At 72.9% G+C, this 14,713-nt stretch carries 16 protein-coding genes; 12 read left to right on the top strand and 4 right to left on the bottom strand.

Annotation, left to right across the window (positions count from 1 at the left end; translation table 11 throughout):
• The 3 genes from Q4A22_RS05695 to Q4A22_RS05685 form a co-directional block, all read left to right on the top strand.
• The coding region (locus tag Q4A22_RS05695; protein WP_303177770.1) for an MFS transporter at positions 1–1,267 on the top strand (1,267 nt) is incomplete at its 5' end.
• Positions 1,268–1,432: 165 nt separating this feature from the next.
• On the top strand, positions 1,433–2,770 hold the full coding sequence (locus tag Q4A22_RS05690; RefSeq protein ID WP_303177769.1) for a D-serine ammonia-lyase: 1,338 nt from the start codon (positions 1,433–1,435) through the stop codon (positions 2,768–2,770).
• 149 nt (positions 2,771–2,919) lie between these two features.
• A complete protein-coding gene (locus Q4A22_RS05685; RefSeq protein ID WP_303177768.1) occupies positions 2,920–4,119 on the top strand; it encodes an alpha/beta hydrolase fold domain-containing protein in 1,200 nt (399 codons plus the stop codon).
• A 109-nt stretch (positions 4,120–4,228) separates the two neighbouring features.
• Here Q4A22_RS05685 and Q4A22_RS05680 read toward each other — a convergent pair whose 3' ends face one another.
• Positions 4,229–4,816, bottom strand: a complete 588-nt coding sequence (locus Q4A22_RS05680; RefSeq protein ID WP_303177767.1) for a hypothetical protein — start codon at positions 4,814–4,816, stop codon at positions 4,229–4,231.
• 306 nt (positions 4,817–5,122) lie between these two features.
• On the opposite strand from Q4A22_RS05680, the gene Q4A22_RS05675 reads away from it, so the two are divergent.
• Together Q4A22_RS05675 and Q4A22_RS05670 are read left to right on the top strand one after the other, a co-directional pair.
• A complete protein-coding gene (locus tag Q4A22_RS05675) occupies positions 5,123–5,809 on the top strand; it encodes a CDP-alcohol phosphatidyltransferase family protein (RefSeq protein ID WP_303177766.1) in 687 nt (228 codons plus the stop codon).
• Positions 5,802–6,800 carry a phosphatidate cytidylyltransferase gene (locus Q4A22_RS05670; protein WP_303177765.1) on the top strand — a complete coding sequence of 333 codons (999 nt, stop codon included), beginning with the start codon at positions 5,802–5,804 and terminating at the stop codon, positions 6,798–6,800. The genes Q4A22_RS05675 and Q4A22_RS05670 overlap by 8 nt, the downstream gene beginning before the upstream one ends.
• Before the next feature lie 158 nt (positions 6,801–6,958).
• Here the strand turns inward: Q4A22_RS05670 and Q4A22_RS05665 are convergent, their stop codons facing one another.
• Complete coding sequence (locus Q4A22_RS05665; RefSeq protein WP_303177764.1) at positions 6,959–7,438, bottom strand: Hsp20/alpha crystallin family protein; 480 nt, start codon at positions 7,436–7,438, stop codon at positions 6,959–6,961.
• 266 nt (positions 7,439–7,704) lie between these two features.
• On the opposite strand from Q4A22_RS05665, the gene Q4A22_RS05660 reads away from it, so the two are divergent.
• Complete coding sequence (locus Q4A22_RS05660; RefSeq protein WP_303177763.1) at positions 7,705–8,124, top strand: ChaB family protein; 420 nt, start codon at positions 7,705–7,707, stop codon at positions 8,122–8,124.
• A gap of 48 nt (positions 8,125–8,172) precedes the next feature.
• On the opposite strand, the gene Q4A22_RS05655 is transcribed toward Q4A22_RS05660, so the two are convergent.
• On the bottom strand, positions 8,173–8,652 hold the full coding sequence (locus tag Q4A22_RS05655) for a GNAT family N-acetyltransferase (RefSeq protein ID WP_303177762.1): 480 nt from the start codon (positions 8,650–8,652) through the stop codon (positions 8,173–8,175).
• A gap of 61 nt (positions 8,653–8,713) precedes the next feature.
• On the opposite strand from Q4A22_RS05655, the gene Q4A22_RS05650 reads away from it, so the two are divergent.
• The 3 genes from Q4A22_RS05650 to Q4A22_RS05640 all read left to right on the top strand — a co-directional run bounded on the left by Q4A22_RS05650 (position 8,714) and on the right by Q4A22_RS05640 (position 11,231).
• Positions 8,714–9,676, top strand: a complete 963-nt coding sequence (locus Q4A22_RS05650; RefSeq protein ID WP_303177761.1) for a 1-phosphofructokinase family hexose kinase — start codon at positions 8,714–8,716, stop codon at positions 9,674–9,676.
• A 52-nt stretch (positions 9,677–9,728) separates the two neighbouring features.
• The gene (gene surE, locus Q4A22_RS05645) at positions 9,729–10,625 is read left to right on the top strand and encodes a 5'/3'-nucleotidase SurE (RefSeq protein ID WP_303177760.1); all 897 of its coding nucleotides are present in this window, start codon (positions 9,729–9,731) and stop codon (positions 10,623–10,625) included.
• Between the two features lie 333 nt (positions 10,626–10,958).
• Positions 10,959–11,231, top strand: a complete 273-nt coding sequence (locus Q4A22_RS05640) for a hypothetical protein (protein ID WP_303177759.1) — start codon at positions 10,959–10,961, stop codon at positions 11,229–11,231.
• On the opposite strand, the gene Q4A22_RS05635 is transcribed toward Q4A22_RS05640, so the two are convergent.
• Entirely contained in the window at positions 11,228–11,701 is a 474-nt protein-coding gene (locus tag Q4A22_RS05635) for an NUDIX domain-containing protein (protein WP_303177758.1), read from the bottom strand. The genes Q4A22_RS05640 and Q4A22_RS05635 overlap by 4 nt on opposite strands.
• Before the next feature lie 22 nt (positions 11,702–11,723).
• On the opposite strand from Q4A22_RS05635, the gene Q4A22_RS05630 reads away from it, so the two are divergent.
• From Q4A22_RS05630 to Q4A22_RS05620, 3 genes are all read left to right on the top strand, one after another.
• Entirely contained in the window at positions 11,724–12,737 is a 1,014-nt protein-coding gene (locus Q4A22_RS05630) for a nitronate monooxygenase (protein ID WP_303177757.1), read from the top strand.
• Positions 12,738–12,835: 98 nt separating this feature from the next.
• Positions 12,836–13,894 carry a Dyp-type peroxidase gene (locus Q4A22_RS05625; RefSeq protein WP_303177756.1) on the top strand — a complete coding sequence of 353 codons (1,059 nt, stop codon included), beginning with the start codon at positions 12,836–12,838 and terminating at the stop codon, positions 13,892–13,894.
• 2 nt (positions 13,895–13,896) lie between these two features.
• Positions 13,897–14,697 (top strand): family 1 encapsulin nanocompartment shell protein, encoded by an 801-nt coding sequence (locus tag Q4A22_RS05620; RefSeq protein WP_303177755.1) that lies wholly within the window; start codon positions 13,897–13,899, stop codon positions 14,695–14,697.
• Positions 14,698–14,713 lie beyond the last annotated feature (16 nt).

Genomic DNA, 14,713 nt, shown 5'->3' with positions numbered 1-14,713 from the left:
GGACCCCAACCCCGCCCCCCGGTCCGGCGCCGAGTGCCCGGCCTCGCGCCCGTCCCCGGGTGCCGGCACGTCCCTGCCCGCTGCGGGTGGCTGGCCCTTCCTCGTCACCGCCCTGATCGGGCGGCTGCCCGCGGCCACGGTGCAGCTGGGGCTGCTGCTCTACGTGAGCGGAGCGGGCCTCGGGCTGGGTCTCGCGGGGTTGACCGTGGCCGCCGCGGGGTTCGGCTCCGCGGTCGGGGCACCCCTGGTGGGCCGGCTGGTGGACCGCTTCGGTCCCCTGCCCGTGATGGTGGGGGCCACGGCGGTCCAGCTGATCGGCATGGGTTCACTGCTGACGGTGGTGCTGCACGGCGCACCGCAGGGCCTGGTTCTGGTGTGCGCCGCCGTGATCGGCTCCGCCAACCCGCAGGTGGGCGCCATCGCGAGGGCACGCTGGTCCACGCTCGCGCGGCGTCGTCGTCTGCCGGGGCTCGTGAGCAGGGCGCTCGGCTACGAGACCGCGTGCGACGAGGTCGGGTTCATCCTGGGCCCCGTGATCGCCGGTCTGCTGGTGGGGACCATCGGCCCGAACCCCGCACTGGTGGCACTCATGGTGTGGGTTGTGGTGGGGCAGGGGTGCTTCGTCGCGTACCTGCTGGCGGAGCGCGGGCTCACGGTGGACGCGCAGCCCTCGGAGACCACTGCCGGTGCGGCCGGCCGGATCCGCTGGCGTTCGGTCCTGCCGCCCATGCTCGCGTGCCTGTGCGTGGGCACGGTTTTCGGCTCCACCCAGACGGCGCTCACCGCCATCAACGCCGTGCGCGGCACGGAGGCGTACACGGGTGTCGTCTACGGGTGCATGGGGGTGGGCAGTGCGCTGGCGAGCGTGCTGGTCTCTCGCCTGCCGCACCGGCTCCCGCTGGCCGCGCGGGTGGCGGCGGGTGCGCTGCTGGTGTGCACGACGTCGCTCGTGCTGCTCACCGTCCCCGGTCCCCTTCTGCTCGGGGTCCTGTTCGTGCTGACCGGCCTGGGGGTGGGCTCGATGCTCGTGAGCGCGTACACCCGCGGGGAGCAGGTGGCGCCCTCGCACCGGATCGCCAGCGTGATGACCCTGCTGACCACGTGCCTGGTGCTGGGGGTCTCCCTCGGTTCGGCACTGGGCGGTGTCCTGGCGGTGGTGCCGCGGCACGGGTTCCTGCTCACCCTGGGCGCGGGTGTGACTGGTCTGCTGGCGGCCCTTACGATCCATGCGACACGCCCGGAGGGCGAGCGGCGCCGGGCCGGGTGAGAGGGGCCGCGGAGGAAGGCGGGTGTTCTACGATCAGGGCGAGCGCGGAAGGCTCCGGCGTCTCTGCGTGACCACGTCCGGGGAGCTCGCGGAACGCCGTCACGGTGACGAGGAGCAGCGCCCCCGCACTCGTGCCACTGGCCGCCCACCACAGGGAGATGCGACATGACTGACCTCACCGACCGGCTCTCCCGCGAGGAGCCCCTCACCTGGTGGAACCCCGCAGTGACCGACACCGCGAGCGGCCTGGCGGCCTCCGGCATCGACCCGGCCATCGTGGCAGACGCCGCCGCCCGTCTGGAACGGTTCCGCCCCTGGATCGCGCAGACTTTCCCGGAGACAGCGGCCGCGGGCGGGCTCATCGAATCCCCGCTGCAGGCCGCCCCGGCGTGGCAGGAGGACGCGGGGGTCGGCGGGCGGGTGCTGCTCAAGCGTGACGACATCCTCCCGGTCAGCGGTTCCGTGAAGGCCCGCGGCGGCGTGCACGAGGTGCTCCAGCTCGCGGAGACCCTCGCGGTGGCCCACGGGCTGCTCCCGGATCCAGCGACCACCCCAGCCGAGGACCTGCCGGAGTACACCGTGTTCGCCTCAGAGCCGTTCCGCCGGCTGCTGGGCGGGCACCGCGTGGTGGTGGGCTCCACGGGAAACCTGGGGCTGTCCATCGGGATCATCTCCGCAGCACTCGGGCTGCAGGCCACCGTGCACATGTCCACCCACGCGCAGCAGTGGAAGAAGGACCTGCTGCGTTCACGGGGCGTGGAGGTCGTGGAGCACAGCACGGACTACACGCAGGCGGTGGCGGCGGGCCGCGAGGCGGCCGCGCTGGACGACACCGTGCACTTCGTGGACGACGAGCACTCGCTCAGCCTCTTCGCCGGGTACGCCGTGGCCGGGCACCGCGTGGCCCGGCAGCTGGCGGAGCATGGCATCACGGTGGATGCCGAGCACCCCCTGTGCGTGTACCTCCCGTGCGGGATCGGCGGCGCCCCGGGTGGCGTGGCCTACGGGCTCAAGCGGGAGTTCGGGGACGCCGTGCACTGCGTGTTCGTGGAGCCCACCCAGGCGCCCTGCATGCTGCTGGGAGTGTTCACCGGGCGGCACGACGAGGTCTCCGTGGCGGAGCTCGGGCTGAGCACCCGCACCGTGGCGGACGGGCTGGCCGTGGGGCGGCCCTCGGGCTTCGTGGGCCGCGCCGTGCAGGGGCTGGTCGCCGGGTACGTCACCGCCTCGGACGAGCAGATGCTGGAACAGGTCCGGGCCCTGCACGCCACCGAGAACGTGGTGGTGGAGCCCTCGGCCGCCTCCGCCCTGGAGGCGGTCCGCCGGGTGGCCGCGCCGCACGCTGCGGCCTCCGTCTCGACGTCCGACGACGCCGCACCCTCCCGCACCGATCCCACCCCGGCGGCGGGGCTCGGTGAGCTTCCGGCCGGGGCCATCCACCTGGCCTGGCTCACCGGCGGCGGCATGCTCCCGCAGGAGGTGCGGGCGCGCTACGTGGGGTGATCGGGCGGCGTCGTCCGTCTCTCACACCCGGCGCCTCGCGCTGCCTGCCGCGCGGGGGGACCCCCGCTCCTGGCGTAGCATCCCAGGGGTTGCCCACTGCCCGCGGCGGGCCACCGCACCCCCTTCTCCGACCCCCGCAGGAGACCCCCGTGGCACGACACCTGGACACCTCCGCCCACAGCACTTCCGGCCAGGGCGCCCCCGATGCCGACGCCGCCCGCGCCCGCGGGGCGCAGGGCCCCGCTTCGCCCGCCCGGCCCACGGGCCGTCGCCGCGCGGAGCCTGCCGCTCCCGCCACAACCGAGCAGATCCGGGCGCTGCGCAAAGCCCGCCGGGCGGGAACCGCGACCGGCGACCCGGAACCGTCCGTGGACGTGACCCTGGTGCGGGCGGATCCCGCGCTGCGCGTCACCGACCAGGGCCTGCGTGTGCTGCCGAACGTGTGGGAGTCCGAGGCAACGCTGCGGGCTTCGCTCGGGAGGCAACGGCCGGAGGCCGCACCCCACAGGGGCATGCACCGGCGGGTGGAGTTCGAGCGGGTCGAGGTGGCCGGGCGGCCCGTGGTCGTCGCGCGCCCCCGGGCACCGTTTGCCCGTGAGGACGCACCCGTGGTGGTCCACTGGCACGGCGGCGCGTACGTGCACCCGGTGTCCACCACGCACTGGCGCTGGGTCGAGGCGCTCATCCGCCGCACCGGCGCCACGGTGCTGGTCCCGGGCTACGGTCTGGCTCCCGAACACACGGTGGACGAGGCGCTCGCGCTCGCCGACGGCGTGTGGGAGCTCGCCCGCTCGCTCGGCCAGCGGGTCTTCGTCTCCGGGGACTCTGCGGGCGGTGGTCTCGCGGTGGCTCAGGCCATGGGTCTGCGCGACGCCGCGGCGTCCACGCCCGGGCGGACGGCACCCGGGGTGGCGGCGTCCAGGGAGGCGGCACCCGGGGCGGCGCCGTCCACCGGCGGGGCACTCGGAGGACTGATCCTGATATCCCCGTGGGTGGACGCGAGCGTGAGCAATCCTGAGATCGAGAACTACCGGGCCGCGGACCACATGCTGGACACCGAGGGGCCCCGGGCGGCCGCCCGCTGGTGGGCCGGGACCCGCGAGGTCACCGATCCCGTGGTGAGCCCCGCCTTCGGGGACCTGAGCGGGCTTCCCCGGACCTTCGTGCTGCAGGGGGACCGGGACATGCTCTGCCCGGACACCCTGGAGTTCGTCACGGACCTGGTGCGCGCGGGCGTGGACACCACCACCGTGGTCTGCGAGGGCGGCCCGCACGTGTACGCGCTGATGGTGTGGTCCTCCCGGGCCATCCAGGACCTGGACCGGGTGGTGCGCTGGATGGGCCGCTGACCGGGCCTGCATCACCGTGCGATGCCGCGGTTCGCCCTCTCGTCACCAGACGCAGGGGCGAGTGGAAAAGAAGTGGCAGGGAGGTGCATGTGTTTGCGGGTCAGTCACCTCACCGGCGGCCCACCGTGCGGAAGTACCACGCGTAGAACGCGCTCCACCCCGCACCGAAGACGACCCAGCGGACCCAGCCGGGCGCCCGGGGGCGCAGCCGGGAGTGGGCGGCGTCGAGAGCGGCCACTGCCGCGGTGACCACCAGGAACCGCGGTGCGCGAGCGGGGACGGACCACGCGAGGAAGCGGGGCAGGGAATCCCCGCGCAGCCCGGCGGTGCGCGCATAGATCTTGTACGGGGTCCCGCGCAACGGTCCCCGGAGCACGGCGGTGAAGCCCTGCTCGGCGAGTTCCCGCTCCACGCCCCGAACCATGGCTGCGGAGATCGCGGGGATCCGCGTGAGGGCGCGGGCGGAGTCCCCCCGGGGCGCCCTGGCGCCCCAGCGGTGCACCACGGCTCCGCCCACCAGCGCCCCGGCCGTGGCGGAGGCGGCGCACGCGAGCCCGCGGGGCAGACGCCGCATGGCCACCGCGGACAGCCACACGTCCGGGACCACGAAGAACACCGTGGCCTCCGCGAAGCCCCACAGTGCGGCAACCACGTGGTCCCGCACCGCGCTCGCCGCCGTACCCGCCGCCGCGCTCATCGGCCCAGCCCCGAGGCGCGATGGTGAGCGCCACCGGCCGGGGACGCGCCCGGCCACCCGTCACGGTGCGTGGACCCGGTGCTGGCGCGTCCGTCCCCACCTGCGCCCCGGTGGGCTGCGGGCCCTGCGGCGTCGTCCCAGGTGGGATCGGAGCCGCCCGCACGGCGCGGACAGAGGGTTCTGGTGTGCACGGTGGCCTCCCGGATGAGTCGCGGTCACGTCCCTGCGGACATTCAATCCCATCCAGGCGCCCGTGTGTCACCATGGGCGTGGATCCACAGCTCACATCCCGCGAGAAGAGAACCCATGGTTGCCCCCGACCCCCATCGCCGGCCCATTCCGCAGCGGTCCGCGCGCTGGGCCGCCGCCACCGCGCGCGCTCTGCAGCGCGCGGGCCTTCACCCCAACCACATCTCCGTGGCCTCCGTGGTGACAGCGCTCGTGGGCTGCGCCTGCCTGGTGCTCTCCGCCCACGCGGACGACGCCGCCCGCACCCTTGCCCTCCTGCTCGCCGCCGTGTGCATCCCCCTGCGGCTGCTGTGCAACATGCTGGACGGGATGCTCGCCGTGGAGGGCGGTCTGCGGACCCCCACGGGTGAGCTCTACAACGAAGTGCCGGACCGCGTCTCTGACCTGGCGCTGCTCGCGGGGGCGGGTTATGCGGCGTCGTCGTGGGCCGGCGGGGTCACGCTGGGGTGGCTGGCCGGGAGTCTCGCGGTGCTCACGGCGTACGTGCGGACACTGGGCGTGAGCACGGGGTGCGCGCAGCAGTTCGGCGGGGTGCTGCCCAAGCAGCGTCGCATGTGGCTGCTGATGGCGGGGATCCTGCTCGGTGCCACGGAGCCGTGGTGGGGGTGGCCGCGCGGCGCGGTGCTGTGGTGCACGCTGGTGCTCGTGGTGGTGGGCTGCGCACTGACCGTGGTGACCCGGCTGCGTGCTGTTTCCGCCCAGCTGCGGGTGGCGGCCGGAGAACGAGGTGGGGACCGTGGGTGAGATCGGGATGCTCGGGGCGCCGTCCTGGCGACTGGTGGGCGGGCTGCTGGTCTTCCTCGTCCTGGCCACCGTGGTCGCGGAGGTGCTGTACCGCCGAGCCCGGTCCGAGGGGCTGCGGGCCACCCTCCTGAACGTGCGCCACCGCATCTACGCCTGGTGGCTCATGGCGGGCGTGCTCGTGGCGTGCCTGGCGCTCGGGGAGACGGCCGTGGTGCTGCTGTTCCTGGGGCTCTCCCTGCTGGCGCTGCGGGAGTTCGTCCACCTGGTGCCGGAGGGCGAGCGGGACCGCCGGGTGGTGGTGTGGACCATGGCCGTGCTGTGCCCCCTGCACTTCTGGTTCGTGTGGGAACACTGGTACGGGATGTATGCCATCTTCATCCCCGTCTACGCGTTCCTCTTCCTGCCCGTGCTCCTGGCGCTGTCCGGGCGCACGGAGTCCTTCCTGCACCGTGCCGCCCTGGCCCAGTGGGGGCTCATGGTGTGCGTCTACGCACTGAGCTACCTGCCCGCCGTGCTGCAGCTCCCCGTGGCCGTCCACAGTGGCAAGGAGGCGGCAGACGGGTCACCCGTGGGTGCCGGGGGCGTGGAGGCCGGCTCGCTGCTGCTGTTCCTGGTGGTCGTGGTGCAGGGCTCGGACGTCCTGCAGTACCTCTGGGGCAAGACCACGGGCAGGCACCGGATCGCCCCCACCGTCAGCCCCAACAAGACCTGGGAGGGCTTCGTGGGCGGTGTCCTCTCCGCCACCGCACTCGGGGCCGGGCTGTGGTGGCTGACTCCGTTCACCCCCTGGCAGGCCGGGGTTCTCGCGCTCGTGTCCTGCCTGCTGGGGTTCGTGGGCGGGTTGGTGATGAGCAGCCTCAAACGGGACCGCGGCATCAAGGACTTCGGGGCGTCCATCCCCGGGCACGGCGGGATCCTGGACCGGCTGGACTCGTTGATCTTCGCCGCGCCGGTGTTCTTCCACCTGACCCGGTTCTTCTTCTCCCTGTAGACCGGGCGGGCACGGTCCCGTCGTTCGCGCCACCGCGTGCGAACCCGCCCATCCCGGTGGACTCGCGGTGCCGGACTCCGGGCATGCAGAAGGCCCGCGGGACCTGCCGCGGGCCTTCTGCGTGCACCGGCATCGCCTGCCGGGCCGGACGGAGCCGCTCAGCTCTCGGAGCCCTCGCCGGACTTCTGAGCGTCCTCACCGGACTGCCCGCCGTGCTCCAGCACCACGCCGTCCTGGCTCTGGCCGGTGGCCACCTGGATCTTGCGCGGCTGGGACTTGGGGGAGACCGGGATGGTCACCGTGAGCACGCCGTTGTCGTAGGAGGCGGTGATGTTCTCGGTGTCGATGCCCTGGCCCAGGTTCAGCTGCCGCACGAAGGAGTGGTTGCGGCGCTCGCGCACGATCCACTTGGTGTCCTTCTCCGCGGAGGGCAGGCGGCGCTGCGCGCGGATGGTGAGCAGCTGGCCGTCCACGTCCACGTCCACGCTGGTGGGGTCGATGCCCGGCAGGTCCGCGGCGAGGTAGTAGTTGGCTCCCCGGCGGAAGAGGTCCATGGGCATCTGCTCCAGCCCGTTGCGGGTGGAGAGCATCTGGTTGGCGAAGTTCTGGACCTCGGAGAACGGATCGAAAGCAGCCATGACGGTCATTCCTTCCTGTGCGTCACATCCGTGGTGTGCCCCGCTGTCCCATCGGTTGCCCGGACCTGGAGCCATCACGTTTCTTGAGTCCCTATGACTCAACTACTGAAAAGATAGCACTCTCCCAGTGGGAGTGCCAGGTCTCAGAGCAGTAAACTTGAGCGTGTTCCGCTCAAGGCGGAAGGGTGATCGCGGCAGGGGGTGCCGCGGCGTCGTCGGCCGTGCCAGGGTGGTGCCCAAAGACCGAATCGCGACAGGAGGACCCCGTGCCCAAGACCACCGGAGACGGCCGCGCCCAGCAGGACGAGATCCCGTCCACGCTGCAGCGCTCGGACCAGAAGGCCCAGGACACGTTCGCGCAGACCTGGGACTCCGCAGAGGACGAGTACCACGACGATGCCCGCGCCGCCCGCACCGCGTGGGCCGCCGTGAAGCACACCCACGAGAAGGTGGGGGACCACTGGGAGCCCAAGGAGCAGAACGGGCCCTCCGACAAGAGTGCGGAAAAGGGTGGGCTGAACGCGGAGGACACCGCCGGGGGAGTGGACGCGAACGCCTCCAAGGAGCACCTCTACGAGATCGCCCGGGAGCTGGACGTCAAGGGGCGCTCGGAGATGACCAAGGCCGAACTGGTGGCGGCCGTCGAGAAGGCGAACGACAAGAAGACGCGGGACGCCCGGAAGTAGGGACGGCGACGCCGCCGGGAACCGCCCCCAGCCCGGTCGCGACGACTCCTACAGCTGCCGCGCCAGGAACACCGAGGCCGTGGTGGTGTGGTGGAAGGACTCCACGGGCTCGTACCCGCGGTTGCGGAACATGGCGATGCCCTCGGTCATCTCCGGGTTGAGGGAGACCACCGCGGTGGAGGCGCCGAAGGCACGCACCTTGTTCTCCAGGGCCCGCACCAGCGTGCGGGCGTGGCCCCGGCCGCGGTGCTCGGGGGTGACCCAGATCCGGCGCAGCTCCACCCGGTCCTCGTCCACCCGGCGGACCGCACCGCACGCGATCACCTCGCCCGTGACAAGGTCCGTCATCAGCAGGAAGTCGCCGTGGGGCGGGGTGACGTCCTCGGGGCCGGTGACCTCCGTGAGTCCGGGGTCGAAGCCACCGTCGATCCGGTGGTCGAGCTCCCCGAAGTACGCCCGGAGTGCCTGGAGGGTGTGCTCGCTGGCGGCCTGACCCTCCACGATGCGGATCGGTGCGGTGGCGTTCATCCCTTCATCGTGGCACCTCGGGCACCTGTTCACCAGCATCCCCGTGGGGTAGTTTTCGTGCGTGACCGACACCCGTTCCGGCGCCGCACCGCGCCTCTCCGTCCTGGTTCCCACGCCGCTGCTGATCACCGAGATCACTGAGCCAGCGGCCCACCGCAACCGCAGCGCGCACGAGTCGGACGTGCACATGCACCCCGGTGGGCAGGGGCTGTGGGTGGCACGTATGGCGGGGTCGCTGGGCGCGGACGTGTCCGTGAGCGGTCCCTTCGGCGGGGAGCTCGGGGCGCTGATCCGCTCCATGCTGGACGGGCTCGGCATGCAGGTCAACGCCGTGCGCTACGGGTACGGCAACGGGGGCTACGTCTACGACCTGCGCGGCGAGGACCGGGAGGTCCTGGCCCACATGCCCCCGCCGGAGCTCTCCCGGCACGAGCTCGACGACCTCTACGGCACGGCGTTCGTGGACGCCCTGGCCTCGGACGTCCTCACGGTCACCGGCTCCGAACCCGGGGACGTGGTTCCCGCGTCGTTCTACGCCCGCCTCATCCGGGACACCCGGGACGCCGGGACCACCGTGGTCGCGGACCTCAGCGGGGCGCCCGCACTCGCGGCGGTGGACGCCCGCGTGGACGTCCTGAAGATCAGCCACGAGGAGATCCGGGACCTGGACCTCGGCTCGGACGGCACCCCGGAGTCCCTCGTGGCTGCCGGGCGGGCTCTCGTGGAGCGGGGAGCGGGCGCCGTCGTGGTGTCCCGCGCGAAGGACCCGGCGCTGCTCGTGGAGCGGGAGCAGGTGCGGGAGGTCTGCGCGCCGTCGATCACCCCGCTGGACCACCGCGGCGCGGGCGACTCCATGACCGCGGGCATCTCCGTGGGCCTGGCCCGCGGGCTGGAGCTCGTGGACGCGGTGGCGCTCGGTGCCTCCGCCGGGGCGCTGAACGTGGCCCGCCGCGGCCTGGGCACGGGCAACCGCACGACCATCGAGAAGTTCGCCCGTCAGATCACGGTGCGCACCCTCTCCTGAGACCCGTTCCCGCGCAGATCCGCCCTGGTCCGGGGGTGGGCCGCGTGCCACCATGGACTCCATGCACATCCTGGTCACCAACGACGACGGCATCTCGTCCCCCGGCCTGGCGGTCCTGGCGCGGGCCGCGCTGGAGCGCGGGCACACCGTCACGGTGGCGGCCCCCGCCGAGGAGTACTCGGGTGCCAGCGCGTCCCTGTCCGGCGAGGAGATCGACGGGCGGATCGCCCTGGTGCCCGCCGATCCCCCGGACATGCCGGAGGGCGTGGAGTGCACGGGGGTGAAGGCGGCACCCGCGCTGATCGCGTTCCTGGCCTCCTACGGGGCGTTCGGCCGGCGCCCGGACATGGTGCTCTCCGGGGTGAACCTGGGCGCGAACACCGGACGGGCCACGCTGCACTCCGGAACCGTGGGCGCCGTGCTCACGGCCGCCTCCCACGGGATCCCGGGCATCGCGGTGTCCACCACCTCGGGCGCGCCGCAGCACTGGGACACGTCCCTGCTGGTCACCCGCTACGCCCTGGAGCGCTGGGAGCAGCGTCCCTTCGACGAGTGGGTCCTCAACCTCAACGTGCCGGACGTCCCCCCGGCGCGGCTGCGCGGGCTGAAACCCGCCCGGCTAGCGAGCTTCGGGGCGGTCCAGGCGCAGATTGGCCGCGGAGACGCGAAGCACATCGCGGTGACCTACAGCGCGGAGACCGGGCCGGAGGAACCGGACAGCGACCACTACCTCCTCACCCACGGCTGGGCCACCGCCACCCTGCTGCGCGCGCCGGTGGACGACCGCAGCCAGGACACCCACGCCGTCCCCCGCGCGGACCTCGGGATCACGGGCCCCGAGCCCTTCGGAGACATCACCCTCCCGGGTCTCACGGACGACGACGCCGCTGCCGTCGGTTCCCGGGGCGAGGTCCCCGTGGACCCGGCCACGGTGATGCGTCGCACCTGAGCGCACGCGGAACGGCGTTCGGCGCATCCAGGGAGGTGGTGGTCGCGGATCCCGTTCCTGGGCGGAGTCGGGGCGGAGACCGCGGCCCGGGTGCCCGGCAGTCGCTGCCCGGTGTGGGGTGGTGCGAGTCTGGTCGCTGGGCCATTGTCCGACCCCCGCGCCGGTTGCCACGGTGGAGGTCCGGGAGGGCCCCGGTGAGACGAGCACACGATGCGAGGTGCGGACATGTCCGGCACGGAATTTACGCCCGGCCACGGCACGGCGGGCGACCCCAGAACAGCGAACGGTGACCGGGGGAACCTCTCGCCACAGCAGGCCCGCCGCCGAGAGATCGTGCGGGCCGATCCTTACTATCCGCACACCGTGGGGCGCGCGGTGGTGGCGTGGCTGGTGTACTTCTTCTGCTTCCTGGGGTTTGCGGCGCTGATCATCCTCGTTGTCCCCCATCGCGAGTTCGGGTGGTACTACGTGGTCAACACGGCCATGTCTGCGACGGTCTTCACGGTCATGCAGCTCCTGTGCCGCAAGGCCCGCGTGCAGATGCTGGAGAACACGGGCCAAATTGCCCCGGAGGGTGCAGACCCGGGAGCCGGGCCCCGCGGCTAGTTCCCCAGCCCCCGCACCACGGGCAGGGCGTCCCAGCGGGCCAGCGGTGCCAGGTCCGGGACGTCCTCCACACCGTCCAGCGGCTGCCAGCGCAGCTCCTCGATCTCCGCGGCCGGTTCCGGGGTGGCGGTGAGCGGACGGGTGCTCAGGAACACGTGGCTGTGCAGACCGTGGCCGGGCTCGTTCGCGGCGTCCGAGTGCCACTCGCCCACGGGGGTCAGGTCTGCGGCGGTGAGCTCGACGCCCAGTTCCTCCCGGACCTCGCGGATCCCGGTCTCCACCGGGGTCTCACCGGCCTCCGGCTTGCCGCCGGGGAACATGAACATGCGGGTGCCCCGCTTGCGCACGGTCAGCACGTGGCCGTCCGAGGTGCGGCGCAGCACCACGCCCGTGACCTTGATGACGGGGCGGGCGGCGTCGTCGGCGGCTGACGGGGCTGGGGTGGGGAGAGCATCATGGGAGGCGGACACCCGCCCAGTCTAAGGAGACCCCGTGACGAATCCACTGACCGATCTGCAGGTGCCGCTCGTCCAGGCACCCATGGCGGGCGGGCCGTCCACGCCGGCGCTCGCGGTGGCCGTGGCGCGCGCGGGCGGGCTGGGCATGCTGGCTGCGGGGTACAAGACCACCGAGGCGATGGCGGCGGAGATCCGTGAGGTCGCCGCGCAGACCGACCGCTTCGGCGTGAACCTGTTCGTCCCCGAGCGGGACCCCTCGGACCCCGGGGACCTCGCGGCGTATGCCCGCGCCCTCGCGCCGCTCGCCGCCGAGCTGGGCGTGCCCGCGCCGGAGCCGGGGGAGTTCACGGACGACGAGTACCGCGTCAAGATCGCGCACCTGCTGACCCACCCGGTCCCGCTCGTCTCCTTCACGTTCGGCCTGCCGAGTGCCGCGGACGTGGCCCGGCTGCGGGAGGCGGGCAGCGCCGTCGTCCTCAACGCCACCAGCGCGGGGGAGGTCGCCGCCGCCGCGGAGCTCGCGCCGGACGCGATCGTGGTCCAGGGCACCGAGGCGGGCGGGCACCGCGCCAGCCACGGGCAGGCCGCGGCGCCGGAGGACGTCACGACGACGGCGCTGCTCGCCGCCGCGCGCGGCCTCACCGGAATCCCCCTGATCGCGGCAGGCGGTGTGGCCGGGCGCGAGGACGCCGCGGAGCTGCTGCGCGGCGGTGCCCGGGCCGTGCAGGTGGGGACGCTGTTCCTCACGGCGCGGGATGCGGGGACCAAGCCGGCGCACCGGGCGGCCCTGTTGGACGGAGAGCCCCGGGACACGGTGGTGACCCGGGCGTTCTCGGGCCGGTCCGCCCGCGCGCTGCGCAACCGGTTCACCGAGCGCATGGCGCGCGAGCAGGTGGCGGGCTACCCCCAGGTGCACTACATGACGGCGCCCCTGCGCGCGGCCTCCGCCGCGGACCCGGAGGGGCTGAACCTCTGGGCGGGCACCGGGTTCGGGGCGTGCCGGGAGACCACGGCGGCGGGCGTCGTGGAGCTGTTCCGCGGTCTGTGAGGCGGGGCGTGGTGGGTGCGGTGCCCTGACGAATCCCGCCCACCCGGAGGGATACTGTGGGATGAGAAGCGTCCCGTCCACGGAGCCACGGAGATCACATGCCCACCCAGAAGATCCTGGCCGCCCCGGCCAAGTCCGCCATGTTCCTGGTGCTGAGCATCAACGAGGGCGCGGAGGCGCAGGTGGCGGAGATCCTCACCGGGGTCTCGGACCTCACCAAGGCGGTCTCCTTCCGCGTGCCCGCGAGCGACCTGCTCTGCGTGGTGGGCATCGGCTCGCACGCCTGGGACCGGCTGTTCGACGCCCCGCACCCCCGGCAGCTGCACCCCTTCCGCGAGATCGCGGGCCCCACCCACACGGCCGTGGCCACTCCCGGTGACCTGCTGATCCACCTGCGCGCCGGCACCCAGGACGTGTGCTTCGAGCTCGCCAAGCACCTGATGCGTCGCTTCGGCCCGCACGTCACGGTGGAGGACGAGGTGCAGGGCTTCAAGTTCTTCGAGGAGCGGGACCTGCTGGGCTTCGTGGACGGCACCGCCAACCCCGAGGGGGAGGACGCCGTGGCCGCAGCTCTGGTGGGGGACCAGGACCCCGCCTACCGCGGGGGCAGCTACGTGGTGGTGCAGAAGTACCTGCACGACATGGCCGCGTGGGAGGCCCTGTCCACGGAGGAGCAGGAGCGGGTGATCGGGCGCTCCAAGCTCGAGGACATCGAGATGTCCGACGAGCAGAAGCCCGCGAACTCCCACGTGGCCCTCAACGACCTCGACGACGTGGCCGGCCACGCCCGTGAGATCGTCCGGGACAACATGCCCTTCGGGCGGGTGGGCTCGGCGGAGTTCGGCACATACTTCATCGGCTACGCCGCGGACCCCGCCGTCACGGAGACCATGCTGGAGAACATGTTCCTGGGCAACCCTCCGGGCACCCACGACCGCATCCTGGACTTCTCCACCGCGGTGACCGGGGGCCTGTTCTTCGCCCCGCCACGGTCCTTCCTGGACGATCCCTCCACCGTTCCCGCCGAACCCCCCGCGCCGTCCGGGCCCTCCGCGGGTACCGCCGGTGACTCCACCGCGGACGACGCCGCACCCACCACCCCCGCCGATGGCTCCCTGGGCATCGGCAGCCTCAGACGACCCAGCAACAGGAGCTGACCATGAACAACCTGCACCGGGAACTCGCACCCGTCTCCGCCGCGGCGTGGTCCGACATGGAGGACGAGGCCCGCCGGACCTTCGCCTCCCGTGTGGCCGCACGGCGCACCGTGGACATGCCGGAGCCCGCGGGCGCGGAGTTCTCCGCCGTGGGCACCGGACACGTGAGCCGCGTGGACTCGGACGCGAGCGGCGTCGAGACCCTGCAGCGCCACGTGGTGCGCGTGGTGGAGCTACGCGCCCCGTTCACCGTGCGGCGCGCGGACGTGGACTCCGTGGAGCGCGGCGCCACGGACGCGGACTGGCAGCCCGTCAAGGACGCCGCCGTGGCCCTGGCCTCCGCCGAGGACCGCACGGTGTTCTACGGCTCCCAGCCCGCCGGCATCCAGGGCATCGCCCCTGCCAGCGACAACCCGCGCGTGGCCCTGCCGCAGGACGTCCGGGAGTTCCCCGACGCCGTGGCCAAGGCCAGGACCGAGCTGCGCCTGGCCGGTGTGTCGGGCCCGTACAACCTGCTGCTGCCCGCCGAGCTGTACACGGAGGTCACCGAGACCACCGACCACGGCTACCCGGTCCACGAGCACGTCTCCCGCATCCTCGGGGACGGCTCGATCATCTGGGCTCCCGCGCTCGACGACGCCCTGCTGGTTTCCGCGCGCGGCGGCGACTACGAGCTGCACCTGGGTCTGGACACCGCCATCGGGTACTCGTCCCACACCGCGGAGACCGTGGAGCTCTACCTGCGGGAGACCCTCACGTTCCGGGTCAACACCTCCGAGGCGAGCGTGGTCATCGCCCGCTGAGTCCCGCCCGCACACG

The organism is Kocuria sp., from assembly GCF_030530945.1.
GTDB lineage: Bacteria > Actinomycetota > Actinomycetes > Actinomycetales > Micrococcaceae > Kocuria.
This window is presented reverse-complemented; position numbering and strand designations above follow the sequence as displayed.

What these genes read in the sequence shown, in the direction of transcription:
- Q4A22_RS05620 (WP_303177755.1), top strand. Translation starts at nt 13,897, where the DNA reads ATGAACAACCTGCACCGGGAACTCGCACCCGTCTCCGCCGCGGCGTGG.
- Q4A22_RS05690 (WP_303177769.1), top strand. Translation starts at nt 1,433, where the DNA reads ATGACTGACCTCACCGACCGGCTCTCCCGCGAGGAGCCCCTCACCTGG.
- Q4A22_RS05655 (WP_303177762.1), bottom strand. Translation starts at nt 8,652, where the DNA reads ATGAACGCCACCGCACCGATCCGCATCGTGGAGGGTCAGGCCGCCAGC.
- Q4A22_RS05675 (WP_303177766.1), top strand. Translation starts at nt 5,123, where the DNA reads ATGGTTGCCCCCGACCCCCATCGCCGGCCCATTCCGCAGCGGTCCGCG.
- Q4A22_RS05665 (WP_303177764.1), bottom strand. Translation starts at nt 7,438, where the DNA reads ATGGCTGCTTTCGATCCGTTCTCCGAGGTCCAGAACTTCGCCAACCAG.
- Q4A22_RS05680 (WP_303177767.1), bottom strand. Translation starts at nt 4,816, where the DNA reads ATGAGCGCGGCGGCGGGTACGGCGGCGAGCGCGGTGCGGGACCACGTG.
- Q4A22_RS05625 (WP_303177756.1), top strand. Translation starts at nt 12,836, where the DNA reads ATGCCCACCCAGAAGATCCTGGCCGCCCCGGCCAAGTCCGCCATGTTC.
- surE (WP_303177760.1), top strand. Translation starts at nt 9,729, where the DNA reads ATGGACTCCATGCACATCCTGGTCACCAACGACGACGGCATCTCGTCC.